This is a genomic window from Burkholderia sp. Bp8998, from assembly GCF_003854235.1.
Taxonomy (GTDB): domain Bacteria; phylum Pseudomonadota; class Gammaproteobacteria; order Burkholderiales; family Burkholderiaceae; genus Burkholderia.
Genome location: NZ_QTQF01000016.1, coordinates 130,621 through 153,293 on the forward strand (window position 1 = coordinate 130,621; position 22,673 = coordinate 153,293).

General features: G+C 67.3%; 22 protein-coding genes, 1 other RNA gene and 1 pseudogene. 14 read left to right on the forward strand and 10 right to left on the reverse strand.

The genetic code is table 11. The annotated features are described in order from the left end of the window. Nucleotides 1-119: 119 nt before the first annotated feature. A complete protein-coding gene (locus DIE06_RS17800; protein ID WP_124662535.1) occupies nucleotides 120-1,739 on the forward strand; it encodes an FMN-binding glutamate synthase family protein in 1,620 nt (539 codons plus the stop codon). A 105-nt stretch (nucleotides 1,740-1,844) separates the two neighbouring features. Here the strand turns inward: DIE06_RS17800 and DIE06_RS17805 are convergent, their stop codons facing one another. Further along, a complete protein-coding gene (locus tag DIE06_RS17805) occupies nucleotides 1,845-2,456 on the reverse strand; it encodes a glutathione S-transferase family protein (protein ID WP_124662556.1) in 612 nt (203 codons plus the stop codon). 187 nt (nucleotides 2,457-2,643) lie between these two features. Here DIE06_RS17805 and DIE06_RS17810 point away from each other — a divergent pair. From DIE06_RS17810 to DIE06_RS17850, 9 genes and pseudogenes are all read left to right on the forward strand, one after another. Beyond that, nucleotides 2,644-4,026: pseudogene (locus DIE06_RS17810) on the forward strand (aminopeptidase P N-terminal domain-containing protein); the annotation flags it as partial. Nucleotides 4,027-4,127: 101 nt separating this feature from the next. Further along, nucleotides 4,128-5,315, forward strand: a complete 1,188-nt coding sequence (locus DIE06_RS17815) for a UbiH/UbiF/VisC/COQ6 family ubiquinone biosynthesis hydroxylase (RefSeq protein WP_124662536.1) — start codon at nucleotides 4,128-4,130, stop codon at nucleotides 5,313-5,315. A 143-nt stretch (nucleotides 5,316-5,458) separates the two neighbouring features. Beyond that, nucleotides 5,459-6,526, forward strand: a complete 1,068-nt coding sequence (gene dusB / locus DIE06_RS17820) for a tRNA dihydrouridine synthase DusB (RefSeq protein ID WP_124662537.1) — start codon at nucleotides 5,459-5,461, stop codon at nucleotides 6,524-6,526. Continuing rightward, entirely contained in the window at nucleotides 6,523-6,756 is a 234-nt protein-coding gene (locus DIE06_RS17825) for a Fis family transcriptional regulator (protein WP_006476892.1), read from the forward strand. Before dusB ends, DIE06_RS17825 begins: the two co-directional genes overlap by 4 nt. A 44-nt stretch (nucleotides 6,757-6,800) precedes the next feature. Next, nucleotides 6,801-8,366 carry a bifunctional phosphoribosylaminoimidazolecarboxamide formyltransferase/IMP cyclohydrolase gene (gene purH / locus DIE06_RS17830; protein ID WP_124662538.1) on the forward strand — a complete coding sequence of 522 codons (1,566 nt, stop codon included), beginning with the start codon at nucleotides 6,801-6,803 and terminating at the stop codon, nucleotides 8,364-8,366. A 151-nt stretch (nucleotides 8,367-8,517) separates the two neighbouring features. After that, complete coding sequence (gene ruvC, locus DIE06_RS17835; RefSeq protein ID WP_124662539.1) at nucleotides 8,518-9,060, forward strand: crossover junction endodeoxyribonuclease RuvC; 543 nt, start codon at nucleotides 8,518-8,520, stop codon at nucleotides 9,058-9,060. 188 nt (nucleotides 9,061-9,248) lie between these two features. Then, nucleotides 9,249-9,830, forward strand: coding sequence for a Holliday junction branch migration protein RuvA (ruvA, locus tag DIE06_RS17840; RefSeq protein ID WP_014898064.1), 582 nt, complete (start codon nucleotides 9,249-9,251; stop codon nucleotides 9,828-9,830). Nucleotides 9,831-9,950: 120 nt separating this feature from the next. Continuing rightward, complete coding sequence (gene ruvB / locus DIE06_RS17845; RefSeq protein ID WP_124662540.1) at nucleotides 9,951-11,018, forward strand: Holliday junction branch migration DNA helicase RuvB; 1,068 nt, start codon at nucleotides 9,951-9,953, stop codon at nucleotides 11,016-11,018. A 24-nt stretch (nucleotides 11,019-11,042) separates the two neighbouring features. Further along, nucleotides 11,043-11,996: an oxygenase MpaB family protein gene (locus DIE06_RS17850; RefSeq protein WP_124662541.1), complete on the forward strand. Its 954-nt coding sequence runs from the start codon at nucleotides 11,043-11,045 to the stop codon at nucleotides 11,994-11,996. Nucleotides 11,997-12,141: 145 nt separating this feature from the next. On the opposite strand, the gene DIE06_RS17855 is transcribed toward DIE06_RS17850, so the two are convergent. From DIE06_RS17855 to tyrS, 3 genes are read right to left on the reverse strand one after another with little or no spacing between them, the layout of a single operon-like run. Continuing rightward, on the reverse strand, nucleotides 12,142-12,807 hold the full coding sequence (locus DIE06_RS17855; RefSeq protein ID WP_124662542.1) for a histidine phosphatase family protein: 666 nt from the start codon (nucleotides 12,805-12,807) through the stop codon (nucleotides 12,142-12,144). 23 nt (nucleotides 12,808-12,830) lie between these two features. Continuing rightward, nucleotides 12,831-13,289: a D-aminoacyl-tRNA deacylase gene (gene dtd / locus DIE06_RS17860; RefSeq protein ID WP_124662543.1), complete on the reverse strand. Its 459-nt coding sequence runs from the start codon at nucleotides 13,287-13,289 to the stop codon at nucleotides 12,831-12,833. Continuing rightward, a complete protein-coding gene (gene tyrS / locus DIE06_RS17865; protein WP_124662544.1) occupies nucleotides 13,286-14,527 on the reverse strand; it encodes a tyrosine--tRNA ligase in 1,242 nt (413 codons plus the stop codon). Before tyrS ends, dtd begins: the two co-directional genes overlap by 4 nt. Before the next feature lie 142 nt (nucleotides 14,528-14,669). On the opposite strand from tyrS, the gene DIE06_RS17870 reads away from it, so the two are divergent. Next, nucleotides 14,670-15,818: an anhydro-N-acetylmuramic acid kinase gene (locus tag DIE06_RS17870; protein WP_124662545.1), complete on the forward strand. Its 1,149-nt coding sequence runs from the start codon at nucleotides 14,670-14,672 to the stop codon at nucleotides 15,816-15,818. A gap of 123 nt (nucleotides 15,819-15,941) precedes the next feature. Here the strand turns inward: DIE06_RS17870 and erpA are convergent, their stop codons facing one another. The 3 genes from erpA to rplM all read right to left on the reverse strand — a co-directional run bounded on the left by erpA (nucleotide 15,942) and on the right by rplM (nucleotide 17,353). Then, on the reverse strand, nucleotides 15,942-16,313 hold the full coding sequence (gene erpA / locus DIE06_RS17875; protein WP_006759918.1) for an iron-sulfur cluster insertion protein ErpA: 372 nt from the start codon (nucleotides 16,311-16,313) through the stop codon (nucleotides 15,942-15,944). Nucleotides 16,314-16,520: 207 nt separating this feature from the next. Further along, nucleotides 16,521-16,913, reverse strand: coding sequence for a 30S ribosomal protein S9 (gene rpsI, locus DIE06_RS17880; protein ID WP_011883283.1), 393 nt, complete (start codon nucleotides 16,911-16,913; stop codon nucleotides 16,521-16,523). Nucleotides 16,914-16,924: 11 nt separating this feature from the next. Then, nucleotides 16,925-17,353: a 50S ribosomal protein L13 gene (gene rplM, locus DIE06_RS17885; protein WP_009687896.1), complete on the reverse strand. Its 429-nt coding sequence runs from the start codon at nucleotides 17,351-17,353 to the stop codon at nucleotides 16,925-16,927. Between the two features lie 315 nt (nucleotides 17,354-17,668). Here rplM and DIE06_RS17890 point away from each other — a divergent pair, with 315 nt between their 5' ends. Both DIE06_RS17890 and DIE06_RS17900 read left to right on the forward strand, forming a co-directional pair. Further along, nucleotides 17,669-17,971, forward strand: coding sequence for a DUF1090 family protein (locus tag DIE06_RS17890; protein WP_124662546.1), 303 nt, complete (start codon nucleotides 17,669-17,671; stop codon nucleotides 17,969-17,971). Between the two features lie 434 nt (nucleotides 17,972-18,405). After that, the gene (locus tag DIE06_RS17900) at nucleotides 18,406-18,870 is read left to right on the forward strand and encodes an OsmC family protein (RefSeq protein WP_072465471.1); all 465 of its coding nucleotides are present in this window, start codon (nucleotides 18,406-18,408) and stop codon (nucleotides 18,868-18,870) included. 69 nt (nucleotides 18,871-18,939) lie between these two features. Here the strand turns inward: DIE06_RS17900 and rnpB are convergent. From rnpB to pyrC, 3 genes are all read right to left on the reverse strand, one after another. Beyond that, nucleotides 18,940-19,351, reverse strand: an RNA gene (gene rnpB / locus DIE06_RS17905) — RNase P RNA component class A. Nucleotides 19,352-19,363: 12 nt separating this feature from the next. Continuing rightward, nucleotides 19,364-20,224 (reverse strand): DUF3025 domain-containing protein, encoded by an 861-nt coding sequence (locus tag DIE06_RS17910; RefSeq protein WP_124662548.1) that lies wholly within the window; start codon nucleotides 20,222-20,224, stop codon nucleotides 19,364-19,366. After that, the gene (gene pyrC, locus DIE06_RS17915) at nucleotides 20,221-21,285 is read right to left on the reverse strand and encodes a dihydroorotase (RefSeq protein WP_124662549.1); all 1,065 of its coding nucleotides are present in this window, start codon (nucleotides 21,283-21,285) and stop codon (nucleotides 20,221-20,223) included. Before pyrC ends, DIE06_RS17910 begins: the two co-directional genes overlap by 4 nt. A 200-nt stretch (nucleotides 21,286-21,485) precedes the next feature. On the opposite strand from pyrC, the gene DIE06_RS17920 reads away from it, so the two are divergent. Continuing rightward, nucleotides 21,486-22,403, forward strand: coding sequence for a class II glutamine amidotransferase (locus DIE06_RS17920; RefSeq protein WP_124662550.1), 918 nt, complete (start codon nucleotides 21,486-21,488; stop codon nucleotides 22,401-22,403). Nucleotides 22,404-22,673: the final 270 nt, after the last annotated feature.

Genomic DNA, 22,673 nt, shown 5'->3' on the forward strand with positions numbered 1-22,673 from the left:
CATCCATTCGGTTTAGACTTGCGGCACGCCGCGCCCGGCGGAACACGATTCCGCCGCGGCCGGTGCGCCGCCCTCGCAGCGTACGCATGGCGGCATTTCAAGATGCTTACGGAGCCCCCATGCTTTCACGACGCTACCTCGCGATGTGGTGTGCCGTCCTGCTGCTCGTTGCAGCGGCCGCACTCGCGTCGATCCACGTGCTTTCCTGGCTGTGGATCATCATCCCCGTCGCCCTCGTCGCCGTCGGCCTGTACGACCTGAACCAGGACCGTCACGCGATCCTGCGCAACTACCCGCTCTGGGGCCATTTCCGCTTTCTGTTCGAGTTCATCCGCCCCGAGATCCGCCAGTATTTCGTCGAGGACGACACCGACGAGAAGCCGTTCTCGCGCGCGCAGCGCAGCCTCGTCTACCAGCGCGCGAAGAACGTCGCCGACAACCGCCCGTACGGCACCGAACTGAACGTGAAGGCGCTCGCGCACGAATGGATCAGCCACTCGCTCGCGCCGACGAAGCTGCCGAGCCACGACTTCCGCATCCGCGTCGGCGCGAACCGCGCGCAGCCATACGACATCTCGATCTTCAACATCTCGGCGATGAGCTTCGGCTCGCTGTCCGCGAACGCGATCCGCTCGCTGAACCTCGGCGCGAAGAAAGGCGGGTTCGCGCACGACACCGGCGAAGGCTCGCTGTCGAAGTACCACCGCGAGAACGGCGGCGACATCATTTGGGAGATCGCGTCCGGCTACTTCGGCTGCCGCAACGACGACGGCACGTTCAACCCCGACAAGTTCGCGAAGCAGGCCGCCGATCCGCAGGTCAGGATGATCGAGATCAAGCTGTCGCAAGGCGCGAAGCCGGGCCACGGCGGCGTGCTGCCGGCGGCAAAGATCACGCCCGAGATCGCCGAGACGCGTGGCGTGCCGATGGGCAAGGACTGCATCTCGCCCGCCACGCACTCGGAATTCTCGACGCCGCGCGGGCTGCTCGAATTCGTCGAGCGGCTGCGCACGCTGTCGGGCGGCAAGCCGACCGGCTTCAAGCTGTGTATCGGCCATCCGTGGGAATTCTTCGGGATCGCGAAGGCGATGGTCGAGACGGGCATCGTGCCCGACTTCATCGTCGTCGACGGCGCGGAAGGCGGCACCGGCGCGGCGCCGCTCGAATTCACCGACCATGTCGGCGTGCCGCTGCAGGAAGGGCTGCTGCTGGTGCACAACACGCTCGTCGGGATCGGCGTGCGCGACCGCGTGAAGATCGGCGCGAGCGGCAAGATCATCACCGCGTTCGACATCGCGCGCACGCTCGCGATCGGCGCCGACTGGGTGAACTCGGCGCGCGGCTTCATGTTCGCGGTCGGCTGCATCCAGGCGCAGCACTGCCACACCGACCGCTGCCCGACCGGCGTCGCCACCCAGGACCCAGTGCGCCAGCGCGCCCTCGTCGTGCCCGACAAGGCCGAGCGCGTGTACAACTTCCATCGCAATACGCTGCACGCGCTGCAGGAACTGGTGCAGGCAGCCGGCCTCGGGCATCCGTCCGAGCTGCGCGCGCATCACATCGTGCAGCGGGTCGCGCCGCACGAGGTGCGGCTGATGTCGCAGCTGCTGAAGTACCTGAAGCCCGGCGCGCTGCTCGACGGCCAGACCTGCGGCTATACGCTGTACGACAAGTGGTGGCCGATCGCGCGCAGCGATTCGTTCGTGCTCGGCGAAACCGCTTACGCGTCGATCGAGTAACGGATGATGCGCACGATCGCCCGTCTCCCGGGGCGATCCGCCAAAAGGAAAAGCGCCCCGCGGGGCGCTTTTCCTTTGCCTGCCCGGTCCGCGGCCGGCAGCCGGTCAGCCTTGCGGCAGCGTGTCGGCGAACGTCTGCCGTTGCGACAGCTTCACGAAATGCTTGTCGAGGTTCGGATGGCGGTCGCGCCAGTTGAGTTCGGGCATCCGGAAGTCGAGGTAGCCGAGCGCGCAGCCGAGTGCGATGTCGGCGAGCGTGTAATGATTACCGACGCACCACGTCTTGCCGCCGAGGCCCTGCGACATCGCGACGAGGGCGTCGTCGATCTTGCGCTGCTGGCGCGCGATCCAGCTCGCGCTGCGCTGCGCTTCGTCACGCAGCGTGTGTTCGAGACGGATCGCCACGGCCGCGTCGAGCACGCCGTCGCCCAGCGCTTCCCAGCAACGCACTTCGACACGTTCGCGCCCCGACGGCGGAATCAGCTTGCCGACCGGCGACAGCGTATCGACGTATTCGCAGATCACGCGGGAATCGAACACCGCGGCACCATCCTCCATCACGAGACACGGGACCTTGCCGAGCGGATTCGATGCATGAATGTCCGTCTCCGGCGCCCACACGTTCTCGAGCTCCAGCTTGTAGTCGATCTTCTTTTCAGCAAGCACGATCCGCGTCTTTCGGACGTACGGGCTGCTGAGCGAACCGATTAATTTCATCATCTGCCTTTTTAAGGGAACCGCCGAGAGTATACGTTGTCGTCGATCATAACCGGCCGACGTTGCCCGGTAGAAAATCGCCCGTACGGCCTGTGGATGGTTTGCAACAGCCGTCGCCGAGCCCCGTCCGGCGTGGCTTGCGGCCACAGCTCTCACGCGCCGCGTCAGGCGGCGCTACAATCGCACGATGAATGCGCCCCTCGATACCGCCATCGCCGTCGACGTCTACCGCCAGCGCCGCGAACGCGTGCTTGCCGCACTGCGCGCCGCGGGCGGCGGCGTCGCCATCGTCTCCACCGCGCCGGAAATGCTGCGCAACCGCGATACGGCCTTTCCGTACCGGCATGACAGCTACTTCCATTACCTGACGGGCTTCACCGAGCCGGATGCCGTGCTCGTGCTGAACGCGGCCGGGTCGCACGGCGCACCGGAATCGATCCTGTTCTGCCGCGCGAAGAATGCCGACCGCGAGATCTGGGAAGGTTTCCATTACGGGCCCGAGGCCGCGCGCGATGCGTTCGGCTTCGATGCGGCCTACGCGGTCGACGTGATCGACACCGAAATGCCGCGCCTGCTCGCCGATGCGGGCACCGTGCACTACCGGTTCGGCGCGTCGGCCGAACTCGACCGCCAGCTCGCCGGCTGGATCGATGCGGTGCGCGCGCAGGCGCGCACGGGCGTCGCCGCGCCGGACGCGCTGCTCGATCTCACGCCGCTGCTCGACGACATGCGGCTCGTGAAGGACGAGCACGAACTCGCGATCATGATGTGTGCCGCACACATCTCGGCACTCGCGCACCGTCGCGCGATGCAGGTGTGCCGCCCGGGGATCCGCGAATACGAACTCGAGGCCGAGCTGCTATACACGTTCCGCAAGCATGGCGCGCAGGCGCCCGCGTACGGCTCGATCGTCGCGGCCGGCGCGAACGCGTGCGTGCTGCACTACCCGGCCGGCAACGCGGTCGCGCACGACGGCGACCTGATCCTGATCGATGCCGCGTGCGAGCTCGACGGCTACGCGTCGGACATCACGCGCACGTTCCCGGCCAACGGACGCTTCTCGCCCGCACAGCGCACGCTGTACGACATCGTGCTCGCCGCGCAGCAGGCCGCGATCGACGCGACGCGCGCGGGCGTGCCGTTCGAGGCGCCGCACGACGCGGCCGTGGGTGTGCTGGCGCAAGGGCTGCTCGATACCGGCATCATCCCGAAGACGCGCTTCTCGAGCGTCGACGACGTGATCGCCGAGCGCGCCTACGCACGCTTCTATATGCACCGTACCGGCCACTGGATCGGCATGGACGTGCACGATTGCGGCGACTACCGCGAGCGGCTCGCCGCGCGCGACGCCAATGGCGCGCTGCCGTGGCGCACGCTGAAACCCGGCATGACGCTCACCGTCGAGCCGGGCCTGTACGTGCGCGCCGCCGACGACGTACCGTCCGAATACTGGAACGTCGGCATCCGCATCGAGGACGACGCGATCGTGCGCGAGCACGGTTGCGAGCTGATCACGCGCGACGTGCCGGTGGCGGCCGCGGAGATCGAGGCGCTGATGCGCGCGGGCGCGGCGCACGGCGCACGGCGCATGAGCGTGCCGCAGGCTGCCATCCCCCTCGGCCGCCCCGCCGTTGAACCGCCGTTGACCGTTACCCCGTTTCACGAACACTGATGACGACCGCTTCCTCCCCGGCCACGCCGGACTACGACCTCGCCATCGTCGGCGCGGGCCCCGTCGGGCTCGCGCTCGCCGGCTGGCTCGCACGACGCAGCGCGACGCAGCACGCGTCGATCGCGCTGATCGACGCGCGCGAGCCGGCCGCGAGCGCGAACGACCCGCGCGCGATCGCCGTGTCGCACGGCAGCCGCGTGCTGCTCGACACGCTCGGATGGCCGGCCGACGCGACGCCGATCGAACACATCCACGTGTCGCAGCGCGGCCATTTCGGGCGCACGCTGATCGACCGCGACGAGCACGACCTCGCCGCGCTCGGCTACGTCGTGCGCTATGGCTCGATCGTCCGGGCGCTCGCGCAGGCGGTGCGCGGCACACGCGTCGACTGGCTCACGTCGACCACAGCACGCGCGCCGCAACAGGACGCCGACGGCGTCACGCTCACACTCGACGGCCCGCAAGGCGAACGCACGCTGCGCGCGCGCATCGTCATCAACGCCGAAGGCGGGCTGTTCCACGAACAGCAGGCCAATACCGGCAAGCATCGCCGCGACTACGGCCAGACCGCGATCGTCGGCACGGTCACGGTCTCGGCGCCGCGCCCGAACGTCGCCTGGGAACGCTTCACGCACGAAGGCCCGCTCGCGCTGCTGCCGCTCGGCGGCCCGCGCCAGGCCGAGTATTCGCTCGTGTGGTGCTGCACGCCCGACGACGCGGCCCGCCGCGCCACCCTTCCCGACGACGCGTTCCTGCGCGAACTCGGCGCTGCATTCGGCGAGCGGATGGGCCAGTTCGTCGCGATCGCGGGGCGCGCATCGTTCCCGCTCGGGCTGAACGCGGCGCAAACCCTCGTCAACGGGCGCATCGCGATCGTCGGCAACGCCGCGCAAACGCTGCACCCGGTCGCCGGCCAGGGGCTCAACCTCGGGCTGCGCGATGCGCACACGCTCGTCGACGCGCTGTCCACCCAGGGCTTCGAAGCGACCGCGCTCGCCACCTTCAACGCGCGGCGCGCGCTCGACCGGCGCTTCACGATCGGCGCCACCGACACGCTCGCGCGCCTGTTCACGGTCGACGCCGGCCCCCTTCCGCTGCTGCGCGGCGCGGCGCTCACCGCGCTCGAGTTCGTACCGCCGCTCAAGAAGGCGATCGCGCGCCAGATGATGTTCGGCCAGCGCAACTGACACGCGGCGCACCGCGTGTTGCGCGCCGTCAGGCCACGCAAACCGGGTCAAATCGGCGGGGCATGGGAATACGGTAAAATGCCCGTTTTCCCTCCGCCCTTTTTTGCCCGCGACGCCCGGCGCTCGCGGGCGGTGCCATTGCGATGCCCGTTATCGGCTCTCACGTATTGCGTAACAACCTGTTCGTCGCCCCGATGGCCGGCGTGACGGACCGTCCGTTCCGCCAGCTGTGCAAACGGCTCGGGGCCGGGTACGCCGTGTCCGAGATGGTCGCGTCCAATGCGCAGCTGTGGAAGAGCGCGAAGACGATGCGGCGGGCGAACCACGAAGGCGAAGTCGAGCCGATCGCGGTGCAGATCGCCGGCGCCGATCCGGCGATGATGGCCGAAGCGGCCCGCTATAACGTCGACAACGGCGCGCAGATCATCGACATCAACATGGGCTGCCCGGCGAAGAAGGTCTGCAACGTCGCGGCCGGCTCCGCGCTGCTGCAGAACGAGCCGCTCGTGCAGCGGATTGTCGAGGCCGTCGTCGCGGCGGTCGGCACGGGGCCGGATGCGGTGCCCGTCACGCTGAAGATCCGCACCGGCTGGGATCGCGAGCACAAGAACGCGATCACGGTCGCGCGCCTTGCCGAAGCGGCCGGCATCTCGATGCTGACCGTGCACGGCCGCACGCGCGCCGACCTCTACCGCGGCGACGCGGAATACGACACGATCGCGGCCGTGAAGGCGGCCGTGCGGATTCCGGTCGTCGCGAACGGCGACATCACGTCGCCGGCAAAAGCGAAGACCGTGCTCGACGCAACCGGCGCCGACGCACTGATGATCGGTCGCGCCGCGCAAGGCCGGCCGTGGCTGTTCCGTGAAATCGATCATTTCCTGCAAACCGGCGAGCTGCTGCCCCCGCCGCGGATCGACGAGATCCAGCACGTGATGAACGAACACCTGGAAGACCACTACGCGTTCTACGGTGAATTCACGGGCGTCCGTACTGCGCGCAAGCACATCGGCTGGTACACTCGCGGCCTTTCCGGTGCCAACGGGTTCCGGCACAGGATGAACACGCTCGATTCCACCCGCGAGCAGCTCGCCGCCGTCAATGCATTCTTCGAGGCGCAAAAGGCGCTGTCGGACCACCTCGTCTACGTCGATGACGAAGAGGAAAACGGCCAGGGCGAGTCGGACGACCATAACCAGTTAGCAGCATGAGCAAGCACAACATCGAACAATGTGTCCGCGAGAGCCTGGACGTGTATTTCCGGGATCTAGACGGCTCCAATCCGCACGACGTCTATGAAATGGTGATGTCCTGCGTCGAAAAGCCGATGCTCGAGGTCGTGCTCGTACAGGCCGGCGGCAACCAGTCGCTCGCCGCGGAGTACCTCGGCATCAATCGCAATACGCTGCGCAAGAAGCTGCAGCAGCACGGCCTGCTGTAGGCGGCCGTCCCGTCCCCGTTTCCCTGGCTATTGGTGGTTCCATCATGATCAAGCAAGCGCTCATTTCCGTTTCCGACAAGACCGGCATCGTCGACTTCGCGAAGTCGCTGTCCGACCTCGGCGTCAAGCTGCTGTCGACCGGCGGCACCGCGAAACTCCTCGCCGACGCGGGCCTGCCCGTGACAGAAGTGGCTGACTACACGGGCTTCCCGGAAATGCTCGATGGGCGCGTGAAGACGCTCCACCCGAAGGTGCACGGCGGCATCCTCGCCCGCCGCGACCTGCCCGAGCACATGCAGGCGCTGGAGCAGCACGGCATCCCGACGATCGACCTGCTGGTCGTGAACCTGTATCCGTTCGTCGCGACGATCGCGAAGGACGACTGCACGCTCGCCGACGCGATCGAGAACATCGACATCGGCGGCCCGACGATGCTGCGCTCGGCCGCGAAGAACCACCGCGACGTGACGGTCGTCGTCGACCCGGCCGACTACGCGGTCGTGCTCGACGAAATGAAGGCGAACGGCAACGCGATCGGCTACGCGACGAACTTCCGCCTCGCGACGAAGGTGTTCGCGCACACCGCGCAATACGACGGCGCGATCACGAACTACCTGACGAGCCTGACCGACGAGCTGCAGCACGCGTCGCGCAGCGCGTACCCGGCCACGCTGAACATGGCGTTCGACAAGGTGCAGGACCTGCGCTACGGCGAGAACCCGCACCAGAGCGCCGCGTTCTACCGCGACCTCGCGGCGCCGGCCGGTGCACTGGCGAACTATCGCCAGCTGCAGGGCAAGGAACTGTCGTACAACAACATCGCGGATTCGGACGCGGCGTGGGAATGCGTGAAGACGTTCGACGCGCCGGCCTGCGTGATCATCAAGCATGCGAACCCGTGCGGCGTCGCGGTCGGCAACGACTCGGCCAACGCGTATGCGAAGGCATTCCAGACCGACCCGACCTCGGCGTTCGGCGGCATCATCGCGTTCAACCGCGAAGTCGACGAGACGGCCGCGCAGGCGGTGGCGAAGCAGTTCGTCGAAGTGCTGATCGCGCCGTCGTTCACGGACGCCGCGAAGCAGGTGTTCGCCGCGAAGCAGAACGTGCGCCTGCTCGAAATCGCGCTGGGCGACGGCCATAACGCCTTCGATCTGAAGCGCGTGGGCGGCGGCCTGCTCGTGCAGTCGCTCGATTCGAAGAACGTGCAGCCGAGCGAGCTGCGCGTTGTCACGAAGCGCCAGCCGACCGCGAAGGAAATGGACGACCTGCTGTTCGCATGGCGCGTCGCGAAGTACGTGAAGTCGAACGCGATCGTGTTCTGCGGCAACGGCATGACGCTCGGCGTCGGCGCAGGCCAGATGAGCCGCGTCGATTCCGCGCGCATCGCGAGCATCAAGGCGCAGAACGCGGGCCTCACGCTGGCCGGTTCGGCCGTCGCGTCGGATGCGTTCTTCCCGTTCCGCGACGGTCTCGACGTCGTCGTGGCGGCAGGCGCGACCTGCGTGATCCAGCCGGGCGGCTCGATGCGCGACGACGAAGTGATCGCGGCAGCCGACGAGCACGGCATCGCGATGATCCTGACGGGCGTGCGCCACTTCCGTCACTGATCGCACGCGGCCCGCGCGGCCGCTCCATGCAAACCCGGCGGCATCATACCCGCCGGGTTTTTTATTGCGCGGCGCCGGCGCACGCGACCGTGCGGCCGGTGCCACGCACCATTCGTTGTAGTATCGCTGCATCAGGTCTTTCTCCCCACTCATGCGAATTCTCGGCATCGACCCCGGCCTGCGCGTCACCGGCTTCGGCATCATCGACGTCAGCGGCCACCGGCTCGCCTATGTCGCGAGCGGCGTGATCCGCACGCCCACGGCCGACCTCGCCACCCGGCTCGGCACGATCTTCCAGGGCGTATCGACGCTCGTGCGCGAACACGCGCCCGACCAGGCGGCGATCGAACAGGTGTTCGTCAACGTGAACCCGCAGTCGACGCTGCTGCTCGGCCAGGCGCGCGGCGCCGCGATCTGCGGGCTCGTCTCCGGCGGCCTGCCGGTGGCAGAATACACCGCGCTGCAACTGAAGCAGGCCGTCGTCGGTTACGGCCGCGCGACCAAGTCGCAGATGCAGGAGATGGTCACGCGGCTGCTCAATCTCACCGGCCAGCCCGGCAGCGACGCGGCCGACGCGCTCGGGATGGCGATCTGCCATGCGCATAGCGGCAATACGCTCGGCACGATCGGCGGCCTCGCGCCGGCGCTCGCGAAAAAAGGGCTGCGCGTGCGGCGAGGACGGCTCGTCGGCTGACGCGACGGCACGCATTCCTTCGGCGCGGCGCGCGACCACCCGCATCGCACGCATTGCGCCTGCCACTGCCCTGCCCGCCTGATCGCGTCGCGCACGCGCCGCGCGTCGCCCCGACCTGACGGCCAACCCATCGGCATCGCGCCGCACCTGCGCTACACTCGCGCTTTCCTCCTCGCATCCCGCCATCCATGATCGGTCGCATCGCCGGCATCCTGCTCGAAAAGAATCCGCCTCACCTGCTCGTCGACTGCAACGGCGTCGGCTACGAAATCGACGTGCCGATGAGCACCTTCTACAACCTGCCGCAAACGGGCGAGCGCGTCGTGCTGCTCACGCAGCAGATCGTGCGCGAGGACGCGCACCTGCTGTACGGCTTCCTGACGCCGCAGGAGCGCACGACCTTCCGCGAACTGCTCAAGATCACCGGCATCGGCGCGCGCATGGCGCTGGCCGTGCTGTCCGGCATGAGCGTTCAAGAGCTTGCGCAGGCGGTGACGATGCAGGACGCCGCACGTCTCACCCGCCTGCCCGGCATCGGCAAGAAGACCGCCGAGCGCCTGCTGCTGGAGCTGAAGGGCAAGCTCGGCGCGGACCTCGGTGCGCTCGCCGGCGCCGCGTCGCCGTCCGACCATGCGACCGACATCCTCAACGCGCTGCTCGCGCTCGGCTATTCGGAAAAGGAGGGCCTCGCCGCGATCAAGAACGTGCCGGCCGGCACCGGCGTGTCCGAGGGCATCAAGCTCGCGCTCAAGGCACTGTCGAAGGTGTAACGGCGGCCCGGGCAGGTACCCCAACGGTGTGTCGGAGCCAGTGTCGCGCCGCCGTGCGGCGCGCGCCAGTCGGCCGTTCGGCCAGTTCGGCCGCGTGACGGCGCGCGGTACAATGGCCGCATGATTGAAACCGACAAACTCGCCGCCGAGCGGATCATCGCCGCCACGCCCGCCTCGTCGCACGAGGAGGTGTTCGAACGCGCGCTGCGGCCGCGCCAGCTCGACGACTACGTCGGCCAGGAAAAGGTGCGCGGCCAGCTCGAGATCTTCATCGAGGCCGCGAAGCGCCGCGCCGAGCCGCTCGACCATGTGCTGCTGTTCGGGCCGCCGGGCCTCGGCAAGACCACCCTCGCACACATCATCGCGCGCGAGATGGGCGTGAACCTGCGCCAGACGTCGGGCCCCGTGCTCGAGCGCGCGGGCGACCTCGCCGCGCTGCTGACCAACCTCGAGGCGAACGACGTGCTGTTCATCGACGAGATCCACCGGCTGTCGCCGGTCGTCGAGGAAATCCTGTATCCGGCGCTCGAGGATTACCAGATCGACATCATGATCGGCGAAGGGCCGGCCGCGCGCAGCGTGAAGCTCGACCTGCAGCCGTTCACGCTGGTCGGCGCGACCACGCGCGCGGGGATGCTGACCAACCCGCTGCGCGATCGCTTCGGGATCGTCGCGCGCCTCGAGTTCTACGACGCCGATCAACTGTCACGCATCGTGCGGCGTTCGGCGTCGCTGCTCAACGCGCAGATCGATCCGAACGGCGCGCTGGAGATCGCGAAGCGCTCGCGCGGCACGCCGCGGATCGCGAACCGGCTGCTGCGCCGCGTGCGCGACTTTGCGGAAGTGAAGGCCGACGGCCAGATCACCGCGGCCGTCGCCGACGCCGCGCTTGCGATGCTCGACGTCGATCCGGTCGGCTTCGACCTGATGGACCGCAAGCTGCTCGAGGCAATCCTGCACAAGTTCGACGGCGGCCCGGTCGGCATCGACAACCTCGCGGCGGCGATCGGCGAGGAGCGCGACACGATCGAGGACGTGCTCGAACCGTACCTGATCCAGCAGGGCTTCCTGCAGCGCACACCGCGAGGGCGCGTCGCGACGCTGCTCACGTACCGCCACTTCGGGCTCGCCGCGCCCGATGCCGGCAACACCGAACGCGGGATGTGGGATACCCCCGCCGGGAAGTAGCCCGCAGCCCGCACCAAGCCAGCCATGACCACGCCGCCCAGCCGCCACCCCACCGCCCCCGCACCGGGCCCGCGCTGGGTCGAACCGATCCGCAAGCGGCTCGTGGCCGGCATCACGCACCTGACGACGGGTGGCGGCGGTCCGTCGATCGATCTCTCGTCGCCGCCCGGAGATCCGGGGCTGTTCGGCCCCGACGCCATCTGCTGGCGCGTGCATGCCGATTTCACGTCGATGATGACGGGCGGCATTGCCGCGCTGCTGCTGCAGGCGCTCCATCCGCTCGCGCTCGCGGGTGTCTGGGATCACTCGTCGTTTCGCACCGACATCCTCGGTCGCTTGCGGCGCACCGCCACGTTCATCACGGGCACGACGTTCGGCAGCCGCGCGGACGCACTCGCGCTGATCGAGCGCGTGAAAACGATCCACGCACGCATCTCGGGTACCGCGCCCGACGGCCGGCCGTACCGCGCCGACGATCCGGCGTTGCTGACCTGGGTGCATGTCGCGGAAGTGTCGAGCTTCCTCGCCGCGCATTTGCGCTATGTGAATCCGTCGCTGTCGGGCGAGCTGCAGGACGCCTACTACGCTGAAACGGCATTGATCGCCGAGTTGCTCGGCGCGCGGGAGGTGCCCCGTTCACGTGCCGAGGTCGCGGCCTATTTCGCGCGCATGCAACCCGAACTCGAAGCCGGGCCGCACACTTTCGACGTCATGGACATCCTGCTGAATGTGCCGGTTGCAACGCCCGTGCTGCGGCCGGCCGCGTCGCTGATCATGCATGCGGGCATCGACCTGCTGCCGCCCTGGGCGCAGCGCAGGCTCGGCGTGTCGGCGTTCGCGCCGCTGCGACGCGCGGTGGTCCGGCCCGGCGTCCGGGCAGTCGCCCCGGTACTGCGCTGGGCGCTCGTCAACGGCGCGTCGAAACGCGCACGCCGCCGCGCAACCGCGACACCGCCCGACGGCAACCCGCCCTCCTGACACTTCCTCAGATCATTTCGATTGTCTGCCAACGGCGTCCACGAACCCGGTGATCGACGGCAAGACGCGCCACGCACGGCCGCGCCAAGCCTGACGCAGAAGACGGCCCCGGCCGGTCACGCTGGCCGGAACCGGTACGAAGGGATCAGAGTACCTTGCGATACCCATCATCGTCGTCGCTCGCGTCGTCCAGATGCGACACGTCGGCCCATTGCACGACCTGCGCGCGGCCATCGACGTAATCGACGACATTGATGCTCGTGTTGAGCAATTGATAGCTGCGCGGCGCCGACAGATCGAGACCGTTTGCAAAGCGGTACACGCAGTCGAGCACGCCGCCGTGCGCGACACACGCGATCCGCCCGCCCGGATGCGCGGCGACGATCGGCTCGAGCGCATGCAGCACGCGGTGATAGAACTCGCGCTGCGACTCGCCGCCGTCGGGTGCGAAGCCCGGGTCGCGCGTCTGCCACGCGGCGTAAGCGTCCGGAAACAGCGTCTCGATCTCGGTACTGTCATGCCCCTGGAACACGCCGTACGCGCGTTCGCGCAGCCCTTCGCGCAACTGCAGCGGCAGCCCGAGCGCATCGGCAAAGGGTTGCGCGGTCTGTTGCGCGCGCATCAGGTCGCTCGAATAGAGCGCGTCGATCCGCTGTCCTTCGCGCGCTTCCCGCGCGAGCCGGGCGGCCAGCCGCCGCGCCTGCGCGAGCCCCGTGTCGGCCAGCGGGATGTCGATATGGCCCTGGATGCGCTTGATGCGGTTCCAGGCCGTCTCGCCATGGCGAATGAAGAGAATCTGCGTGGTGGCCATCGCGGCGCGTCTCCGGGAAAGAATCAGGGCCGCACTTGCAGCCAGAATGTCACGGGGCCGTCGTTGACGAGCGACACCTGCATGTCGGCGCCGAACTCGCCGGTCTCGACGACCGGATGGCGCTCGCGCGCGGCCGCGACGAAATAGTCGAACAGGCGCGCACCTTCGTCGGGCGGCGCGGCCGGCGTGAAGCTCGGCCGCAGCCCGCTGTTGGTATCGGCCGCAAGTGTGAACTGCGACACGAGCAGCAGGCCGCCGGCACCGCCCGCGCCATCGATGTTCGACACCGGCAGGTTCATCTTGCCGGCCGCGTCGCTGAACACGCGATAGCCAAGCATCTTCGCGAGCAGCTTGTCGGCCGCGGCCTCGGTGTCGCCACGCTCCGCGCAGACGAGCGCGAGCAGCCCTGCGCCGATCTCGCCCGTCGTGCGGTCGCCGACGCGCACGTCGGCGCGCTTCACGCGCTGGATCAGCGCGATCATGCGGTCAGCGTGACGCGCGCGAAGCGGCGCTTGCCGACCTGGACGATGAACTCGCCGGCCTCGACCTTCAGGCCCTTGTCGGACACCGTCGCGCCGTCGATCTTCACGCCGCCCTGCTCGATGTTGCGCAGTGCTTCGCTCGTCGACGGCACGAGGCCCGCCTGCTTCAGCAGCTGGCCGATCGCGAGCGGCGCGCCCGCGAGCGTGACCGACGGGATGTCGTCCGGCACACCACCCTTCGCGCGGTGGTTGAAGTCTTCGAGCGCACGCTCGGCGTCAGCCTGCGAGTGGAAGCGCGCGACGATTTCCTGCGCGAGCAGCACCTTGAAGTCGCGCGGATTGCGGCCGCCTTCGGCGTCGCGCTTGAAAGCGGCGATCTCGTCGAGGCTGCGGAACGACAGCAGTTCGAAGTAACGCCACATCAGCGTGTCCGAGATGCTCATCAGCTTGCCGAACATGTCGGTCGGCTTCTCGCTGATGCCGACATAGTTGCCCTTCGACTTCGACATCTTCTCGACGCCGTCGAGGCCTTCGAGCAGCGGCATCGTCAGGATGCACTGCTGTTCCTGGCCGTACTGCTTCTGCAGTTCGCGACCGACCAGCAGGTTGAACTTCTGGTCGGTGCCGCCGAGTTCGAGATCGGCATTCAGCGCGACCGAGTCGTAGCCCTGCATCAGCGGGTACAGGAATTCGTGGATCGAGATCGGCACGCCGCCCTGGAAGCGCTTCGTGAAATCCTCGCGCTCGAGGATCCGCGCGACCGTGTAGCGCGACGCGAGCTTGATCATCCCGTCCGCGCCGAGCGGCATCGACCATTCGCTGTTGTAGCGAATTTCGGTCTTTTCGCGGTCGAGCACGAGTGCGGCCTGTTCGAAGTAGGTCTTCGCATTCGATTCGATCTGTTCGCGCGTGAGCGGCGGACGCGTGGCGTTGCGGCCCGACGGATCGCCGATCAGCGACGTGAAATCGCCGATCAGAAAGATCACGGTGTGACCGAGGTCCTGCAGCTGACGCATCTTGTTCAGCACGACCGTATGGCCGATGTGGATGTCGGGCGCGGTCGGATCGAGGCCGAGCTTGATGCGCAGCGGCGTGCCGGTGGCTGCGCTGCGCGCGAGCTTCTGCGCGAACTCTTCCTCGATCAGCAATTCGTCGACGCCGCGCTTCGTGACGGCGAGCGCATGGCGGACTTCGTCGGTGATCGGGAAAACAGGCTTGGAACTGGGTTCGGTGCTCATCGGTGCCAGGAAGAATGTCGCAAAGACAGGGATTTTCCCATAACTTGCGCGTGCATCGCTTAACGACGCGTCAGGTTGCGCGGATAATCGGGCGCAAGGCGCGCGGCACCGGCCCGCGCCGCTCGATCCAGGAGAACCCAACGTGCCGCAACGACATCCGCAACCCGCCCATCCGGCCGACGGCATCTACTTCGGGCTGATGTCGGGAACCAGCATGGACGGCGTCGACGGCGTCGCCGTGCGTTTCGAGACCGGCCGCGCACCGGTCGTGCTCGCGGAAGCATTCGTCGGCTTCGCGCAATCGCTGCGCGACGCGCTGTTCGCGCTGCAGCAACCCGGGGACAACGAAATCGACCGCGAATCGGTCGCGGCGAACGCGCTCGTCGCGCGCTACGCGGTGTGCTGCCACGAGCTGCAGCGCATGGCCGGGCTGTCGCGCGACGAGATCCGCGCGATCGGCGTGCACGGCCAGACGGTCCGGCACCGTCCCGAGCGCGGCTACACGCGCCAGCTCAACAATCCGGCGCTGCTCGCCGAGCTTGCGCGTATCGACGTGATCGCCGATTTCCGCAGCCGCGACGTCGCGGCCGGCGGCCACGGCGCGCCGCTTGCGCCGGCGTTCCATGCGACGGTATTCGGCGCGCCGGGTGAGACGCGGATCGTCTGCAACCTCGGCGGCATCAGCAACATCACGATCCTGCCCGGCGAAGGCGACGATGTGCGCGGCTTCGACTGCGGGCCCGCGAATGCGCTGCTCGACGAGTGGGCGACACGCCACCTCGGCAAGCCGTACGACGACGGCGGCAAGTTCGCCGCGCGCGGCACCGTGAACGCGCCGCTGCTCGACGTGCTGCTCGACGAGCCCTACTTCGCCGCGCCGCCGCCGAAAAGCACCGGCCGCGACCTGTTCAATCCCGCATGGCTCGACGCGAAGCTGGCCGCATTCGCACAGGTCGCGCCGGAAGACGTGCAGGCGACGCTGACGGCGCTCACCGCCGTCTCGGTCGCCCGCGAGATCGCGCAGCACGCGGCCGGCTGCAAGGCCGTGTTCGTCTGCGGCGGCGGCGCCCGCAACCCGGTGCTGCTCGATGCGCTCGGGAATGCACTGCACGAGGCCGGTGTGCCGGCGACGGTGGATACGACGGCGGCGCTCGGCGTGCCGCCGCAGCAGGTCGAGGCGCTCGCGTTCGCGTGGCTCGCGTATCGCTTCACAGCACGCCAGCCCGGCAACCTCGCGAGCGTGACGGGTGCCGCGGACGCGCGCGTGCTCGGCGCGCTTTATCCGCGCTGATGGAAAGCCCCCAAGGATGCGACGCCACACAGGCCGCGCGGTTCGCGCCGCGTACGGGCACAAAAAACGGGGCATGAAGCCCCGTTTTTCATTCCGGCGAACCGGACAGGATCCGTCGTGCGCTCAGACCGAGAACGACGAGCCGCACCCGCAGGTAGTCGTGGCGTTCGGGTTCTTGATCACGAACTGGGCACCATTGAGGTCGTCCTTGTAGTCGATCTCGGCGCCGACCAGGTACTGGTAGCTCATCGAGTCGATCAGGAGCTGGACGCCGTTCTTGTTCATCACGGTGTCGTCCTCGTTGACTTCCTCGTCGAACGTGAAGCCATACTGGAAGCCCGAGCAGCCGCCGCCCTGCACGAACACGCGCAGCTTCAGGTCGGGATTGCCCTCTTCGTCGATCAGTTGCTTGACCTTGTCGGCCGCGGCGTCGGTGAAGACGAACGGCAGCGGCATATCGGTGGTCGTTGCTGCGGATTCGGTAACAGCGTTCATGCGAACTCTCCAAAAAGCTTTAGCCGCTATTGTAGGGCCGATCAGAAGATCGTGCTGATGTCCATGAAATCAATAGGTTCTTGTTGATTTCAATGCGGGGACCCGCACGCGGACGGCCGCCGCGCGGGCATAAAAAAACCGCCAGCGCGAAAGCTGGCGGTTTTTCCGGCGGACGCCGCCCGGAAGCGGCGCGGCCATGAAGCGGAATTAACGCTTCGAGAACTGCTTTGCGCGACGTGCCTTGCGCAGACCAACCTTCTTACGCTCGACTTCACGTGCATCGCGCGTGACGAAGCCTGCGTTCGACAGCGACGGCTTCAGCGTCGCATCGTAGTCGATCAGTGCACGGGTGATGCCGTGGCGCACTGCACCTGCCTGACCCGTTTCGCCGCCGCCATTGACGTTGACCTTGATGTCGAACGTCTGGCCGTGGTTCGTGAGTTCCAGCGGCTGACGCACGATCATCAGCGACGTTTCGCGCGAGAAGTAGTCAGCGATGGGCTTGCCGTTGACGATGATGTCGCCCTTGCCAGCCTTGATGAAGACACGTGCGACTGCGCTCTTGCGGCGGCCCGTACCGTAGTTCCAGTTACCGATCATGTGGGCTCCCCTTAGATCTCGAGCGCCTTCGGCTGTTGCGCCGAATGCGGATGCGTAGCTTCAGCGTAGACCTTCAGCTTCTTGATCATCGCGTAGCCGAGCGGGCCCTTCGGCAGCATGCCCTTGACCGCCTTCTCGAGCGCACGGCCCGGGAAGCGTTCTTGCATCTTGCCGAACGTCGTTTCATAGATGCCGCCCGGGTAGCCCGAGTGACGGTAGTACTTCTTGTCCAGAGTCTTGTTGCCCGTGACCTTCAACTTGCTTGCGTTGATGATGATGATGAAATCACCAGTGTCGACGTGCGGGGTGAACTCAGGCTTGTGCTTGCCGCGCAGACGGCGTGCCACTTCGCTGGCAACACGGCCGAGAACCTTATCCGTCGCGTCAATCACGTACCATTCGCGCGTCACCTCATGGGCTTTTGCGGAAAACGTCTTCATGATCGATCCAAAAAAAATGCTTTGCCCGATGTGTTCTTCCTGCTTGTCTGTGTGCGCTTCGAGGCGCGGTGCAGGCTCTCCCTGTTCTTTTTCCGTGGGCATGAATGCGGAAAAGCCCTGAATTATAAAGGAAATGCGGCAGCGCGGTCAAAGAGATTCCAAGTCCCGTGCCGGCGGCGCCCGAAATGGGCCAAAATCCGGTCGTGCCCCAACACACCAGGCGAACCGAGCGCCCGGGGAGGCACCCATCGACGCGCGGCACCTGACCTTGCCGCGCCAGACTGGCCGACAACGGAAAAACAACAAACAAGCACGATGAAACAACGACTTACGCCCTTTCTCGCGGCCGCCTTGCTGGCCGCCGCCGCGCCGGCCGTCGCCGCCCGGGCCGGCTGCGAGGCCAAGCTCGACGCCCTCGATGCCCGTATCGCCGACGCCCGCGGCGCCCATGCCGAAGATCGCATCGCCCGCCTGCGCGCGGTACGCGAACGCGTGCGCCACTTCTGCGCGCGCGGTCACGGCCACGCATCGGCCGTACACGTCCCGGCCCCTGCCGACCGTTCGACCGGCACGCCGCCCGGCGCGGCATCGCAGCCAGCCGCACGGCAGCCCGCGTAGCGGGGTCAAGGACGGGTTTCGAAGCACGCAAACTGCATGCCGATGCTTGCACGGGACGAAAAAAAGCCCGAACGGCTGGTTCGGGCTCAATCCACCTTAGGAGGAGGGTGGAGGAGACATGCGAAGATTGCCGCAGCGCGGCAACCAATGAGGCTCATTATACGAACGCGTCGCGGACTTCACAAGAAAATTTGCATTACGAAATCCAAAACCATAATGCGAAATATAGCCAATTTCACCGGCCAGGCGCATTTTCTCTTTTAAAATCAATCAATTGGATAGCAAGAGCAGGACCAGCAACCCGTCGCATCTAGCGTAAAACCCCTAACGAAAACAGGGAAATCGACGTTCGGCGCCCCGCCGGGCGTCGCACACGGCGGCGGCGCGTCGCGCGTCGTGCAGCGCATCAGCCGACCGAAGCGCCGCGGGCTACAATGCCGGATCGAATCCGAATCAGGCAACGCTGGAGTGCAAGCATGGAATGCAAAGTAAGCTGGATGGGTCAGGACGGCATGGCGTTTTCCGCCCAGACCGGAAGCGGGCACCTCGTCGCGATGGACGGCGCACCGGAAGGCGGCGGCCATAACCTCGCGCCGCGCCCGATGGAAATGGTGCTGGTCGGCACCGGCGGCTGCACCGCGTACGACGTCGTGCTGATCCTGAAGAAGAGCCGCCAGGAAGTCACCGGCTGCTCGGTCACGCTGAAGGCCGAACGCGCGAGCGAAGATCCGAAGGTATTCACGAAGGTCCACTTCCACTTCACCGTCACGGGTCGCAACCTGAACCCGGCCACGGTCGAACGCGCGATCAACCTGTCGCACGACAAGTACTGCTCCGCGTCGATCATGATCGCGAAGACGGCCGAACTCACGCATTCGTTCGACATCGTCGCTGACTGAACTCGCGGCCGCCACGCATGAAAAAAGGGCCGGCGCTCCTGGCGGAGCGCCGGCCCTTTCGCATTCGAACGGCAAAGCAGGCCGATAAGCCGGATTCTGTGCACGCTGCACGCCGAAGCGCACGGCGCGTGGCAGCCATTCCTCTAGGCGCGCCATTGCTGACGCGCTCAAGCTTCCTACCCGCAGACGAGACGGGGGCCCCGTCCTGCATCCGAAAATGCGCGCCTGCCTACTTGGAATTGCTCCGGGTGGAGGTTACCGTGCCGGCGAACGTCGCCGTCGCCGCGGTGCGCTCTTACCGCACCGTTTCACCCTTACCTGATCCCGGCTTGCGCCGGGCCATCGGCGGTTTGCTTTCTGTTGCCCTGTTCCGCGTGTCGCCACGGATGGCCGTTAGCCATCACCCTGCCCTGTGGAGTCCGGACTTTCCTCGCCCCCGCCTGCCCGAAGGCGGCGAGGCCGCGACTGCCTGGCCTGCTTTGCGACGCGCATTCTAGCACCGTGCGCCGCCGTCGGCAGCGCGCGACCGGCGGCCGCTGCGGAAAACCGCCGGATCGTCGTAGAACGCGGGCGCGGCATTCGCGTCGCACCAGCCCGGCACGCCCAGCACCGGGAGCGGTGCGAAATCGCGGCTCGTCAGCTCGCGGGTCGCGAGTTCGCCGGCGATCCGTGCATCGACATGCGCGGCACGCCGGGCCTCGGGCCACGAGAAATAGTCGTCGCTCACTTCGACGATCCACGTATGCGCGGTGCAGGACTTGTAGGGTGCGACGAGCTTCTCCAGCAGCGCATGGCCGACGAGCCGCGCCTCGCAGCGCGTGCCCCACGCGTCGCGCGCCGCCACCAGCAGTTGTTGCCAGCTGAAGCCGCGCAGCGCGTCGGCAAGCGTGCGGTCGGCCGTCACGAACAGCGCGGCGTTCTCGTCGAACAGCGTCAGCGCATCGCGCAGCGTGCCGCGCACGGGCCCGACGCCGCCCGCGGCGTCGATCGCCGCGGCCTGGCGTGCGTTCAGCGCGGCCTTGGTGCGCGGATACGCGAACCAGACGAGCGCATTGAAGAAGTCGTGAAGATTGTGGCGGGTCGGGACACCGCCGGTGTCGGCAATATGGGTTTCGTATGCGACGCCGGGTGGCAACTCGGCCTGCGGCACGAAGCGCAGCGACCGGCCGCGACCGCTTGCCTGCGCACCGCCGTGCAGCGCGCCGTTCAGCGCATCGAGCAGCGCGGCCGCCTGAAGCGTACGACCAGGCGCCGCGTATGGAGCGAGCCACGGCGCGGACCAGTCGATCCGCGCGAACACCGCCGCCCCGCCGCCGGCCGTCAGGCCGGCCGTGCGCGGCGGTGTGCCGGTCACGCGAACTTCCAGCCGATCGTTTCGCCGGCGCGCAGCGGCACGACCGGCGTATCGCCCGCAAAGACTTCGCGCGGCAGTTCCCAGGTCTCGCGGCGCAGCGTGATCGTGTCGGTGCTGTGCGGCAGCCCGTAGAAATCGGCGCCGAAGCGGCTCGCGAAATTTTCGAGCTTGTCGAGCGCACCGGCCTGCTCGAACGCCTCCGCATACAGCTCGAGCGCGTGCAGTGCCGTGTAGCAGCCCGCGCAGCCGCACGCGGTTTCCTTCGCGTCACGCGCGTGCGGCGCGCTGTCGGTGCCGAGGAAGAAGCGCGGGTTGCCCGACGTCGCGGCTTCGACGAGCGCGACGCGGTGCGTTTCACGCTTCAGCACCGGCAGGCAGTAGTAGTGCGGGCGGATCCCGCCGACGAACAGCGCGTTGCGGCTGTACAGCAGGTGCTGCGGAGTGATCGTCGCGCCGAGCAGGCCCGGTGCCGCGTCGGCGTCGCGCACGTAGTCGGCGGCGTCCTTCGTCGTGATGTGCTCGAAGACGACCTTCAGGCCGGGGAAATCGCGGCGCAGCGGCGTCATCACGCGGTCGATGAACACCTTCTCGCGATCGAACATGTCGATCGCCGGATCGGTCACCTCGCCGTGCACGAGCAGCGGCATGCCGGTCTCCTGCATGACCTCGAGCGTCTTCGCGCACTTCGCGAGATCACTGACGCCGTGATCCGAGTTCGTCGTCGCGCCGGCCGGATACAGCTTCACGCCGTGCACGAAGCCGCTGTCGCGCGCGCGGCGGACTTCGTCGGGTGACGTGTTGTCGGTCAGGTACAGCGTCATCAGCGGCTCGAACGTCATGCCCGCCGGCAGCGCGGCCAGGATGCGCTCGCGATAGGCCTGCGCTTGCGCGGTAGTCGTGACGGGCGGCTTCAGGTTCGGCATGACGATCGCGCGGCCGAACTGGCGCGCCGTGTGCGGCAGCACCGCGGCCAGCATGTCGCCGTCGCGCAGGTGCAGGTGCAGGTCGTCGGGACGGGCGAGCGTGAGCGTCGCCGGAGAGGAAGCGTTCGAGGCAGTCATAGGAGGCGTCGTGAGGAACGGGGGCCATCTGCGGGGCCGGAACGCGCGTGCGCGGGCCGACTGACGGCAAACCGCAACACGGGGCCTTCGGCCGGCGGAATCCGCTTTTTACCGCTCAAGGCTCGGTGATATGCTAGAAGTCATATTGTACCGGGGTTCACCCGGTTGGTTCCCCTGCTTCCGCCCCCGCCCCAAGTAAAATGTGCCAACTCCTAGGAATGAACTGCGCCGCGCCGACGGACGTCACATTCTCCTTCACAGGTTTCGCGGCCCGGGGCGGCCTCACCGATCACCATGCCGACGGCTGGGGGATCGCGTTCTTCGAGGACAAGGCCTGTCGCCTGTTCATCGACCAGCAGGCGTCGGCCACGTCGCCGATCGCCGAAATGGTGAAGCGCTACCCGATCAAGTCCAAGAACACGATCGCGCACATCCGCAAGGCCACGCAGGGCCACATCCTGCTCGAGAACAGCCACCCGTTCATGCGCGAGCTGTGGGGGCGGCACTGGATCTTCGCGCATAACGGCGATCTGCAGGACTACGAACCCGACCTCGACGGCAGCGTCTACCACCCGGTGGGCACCACCGACAGCGAGAAGGCGTTCTGCGTGCTGATGCAGGGGCTGCGCGAAGCGTTCCCCGGTGCGCAGCCGCCGTTGCCGGAACTGTTCGAGCGTGTCGGCGAGCTGACGCGAGGCATCACCGATCACGGCGTATTCAACTTCCTGATGTCGAACGGCCAGGCCCTCTTCGCGCACTGCTCGACGCGGCTGCACTACCTCGTGCGGCGCTGGCCGTTCTCGACCGCGCATCTGGTCGACGAAGACCTGTCGATCGACTTCGCGAAATACACGACGCCCGAGGATCGCGTCGCGGTGATCGCCACCCAGCCGCTGACCGACAACGAAATCTGGACCTCGTTCGAACCGGGCGAGCTGATCATGTTCCAGTGCGGCGATGTCACCGCGCGGATGCAGATTCCGGTGCCCGAACGCGTGCTCGAGAAGCTGCGTAACCCGGCGCTCGACGCGTCGGCGTCCGCGCCGTGCGGCGCAGCGCGGCGCGAGGCGCTGGCGGCCGGCGCCGCAGACGACGCCGACGATCCGATCGATTTCTGAGCCGCACGCAGCGCTCGCCGGTTCCCTTACCCTTCGCCATCGCCACGCGGCGGCACACATCGACGGCGATTACCGGTACAGCTGGTAACGTCCGACGCGGAAGCCCGTCGGCGGACGGCGCACGAAAAAAAAACCGCCCGGCGGACAGCCGGGCGGCTTTTCATCGGCGTGCACGATGCGCGCCGGACACAGTCGCTCAGTGCAGGATCTTCGCGAGGAAGTCCTTCGCGCGGTCCGATTTCGGATTCGAGAAGAAATCGTCCTTGCGGT

Coding starts and splice junctions, on each gene's coding strand:
- ruvC (WP_124662539.1), top strand. CDS start 8,518: ATGCGAATTCTCGGCATCGACCCCGGCCTGCGCGTCACCGGCTTCGGC.
- DIE06_RS17850 (WP_124662541.1), top strand. CDS start 11,043: ATGACCACGCCGCCCAGCCGCCACCCCACCGCCCCCGCACCGGGCCCG.
- rpsI (WP_011883283.1), bottom strand. CDS start 16,913: ATGATCGGTAACTGGAACTACGGTACGGGCCGCCGCAAGAGCGCAGTC.
- ruvA (WP_014898064.1), top strand. CDS start 9,249: ATGATCGGTCGCATCGCCGGCATCCTGCTCGAAAAGAATCCGCCTCAC.
- purH (WP_124662538.1), top strand. CDS start 6,801: ATGATCAAGCAAGCGCTCATTTCCGTTTCCGACAAGACCGGCATCGTC.
- DIE06_RS17855 (WP_124662542.1), bottom strand. CDS start 12,807: ATGGCCACCACGCAGATTCTCTTCATTCGCCATGGCGAGACGGCCTGG.
- dtd (WP_124662543.1), bottom strand. CDS start 13,289: ATGATCGCGCTGATCCAGCGCGTGAAGCGCGCCGACGTGCGCGTCGGC.
- pyrC (WP_124662549.1), bottom strand. CDS start 21,285: ATGACTGCCTCGAACGCTTCCTCTCCGGCGACGCTCACGCTCGCCCGT.
- DIE06_RS17920 (WP_124662550.1), top strand. CDS start 21,486: ATGTGCCAACTCCTAGGAATGAACTGCGCCGCGCCGACGGACGTCACA.
- erpA (WP_006759918.1), bottom strand. CDS start 16,313: ATGAACGCTGTTACCGAATCCGCAGCAACGACCACCGATATGCCGCTG.
- DIE06_RS17800 (WP_124662535.1), top strand. CDS start 120: ATGCTTTCACGACGCTACCTCGCGATGTGGTGTGCCGTCCTGCTGCTC.
- dusB (WP_124662537.1), top strand. CDS start 5,459: ATGCCCGTTATCGGCTCTCACGTATTGCGTAACAACCTGTTCGTCGCC.
- DIE06_RS17815 (WP_124662536.1), top strand. CDS start 4,128: ATGACGACCGCTTCCTCCCCGGCCACGCCGGACTACGACCTCGCCATC.
- DIE06_RS17890 (WP_124662546.1), top strand. CDS start 17,669: ATGAAACAACGACTTACGCCCTTTCTCGCGGCCGCCTTGCTGGCCGCC.
- DIE06_RS17825 (WP_006476892.1), top strand. CDS start 6,523: ATGAGCAAGCACAACATCGAACAATGTGTCCGCGAGAGCCTGGACGTG.
- ruvB (WP_124662540.1), top strand. CDS start 9,951: ATGATTGAAACCGACAAACTCGCCGCCGAGCGGATCATCGCCGCCACG.
- tyrS (WP_124662544.1), bottom strand. CDS start 14,527: ATGAGCACCGAACCCAGTTCCAAGCCTGTTTTCCCGATCACCGACGAA.
- DIE06_RS17900 (WP_072465471.1), top strand. CDS start 18,406: ATGCCGGATCGAATCCGAATCAGGCAACGCTGGAGTGCAAGCATGGAA.
- DIE06_RS17805 (WP_124662556.1), bottom strand. CDS start 2,456: ATGAAATTAATCGGTTCGCTCAGCAGCCCGTACGTCCGAAAGACGCGG.
- rplM (WP_009687896.1), bottom strand. CDS start 17,353: ATGAAGACGTTTTCCGCAAAAGCCCATGAGGTGACGCGCGAATGGTAC.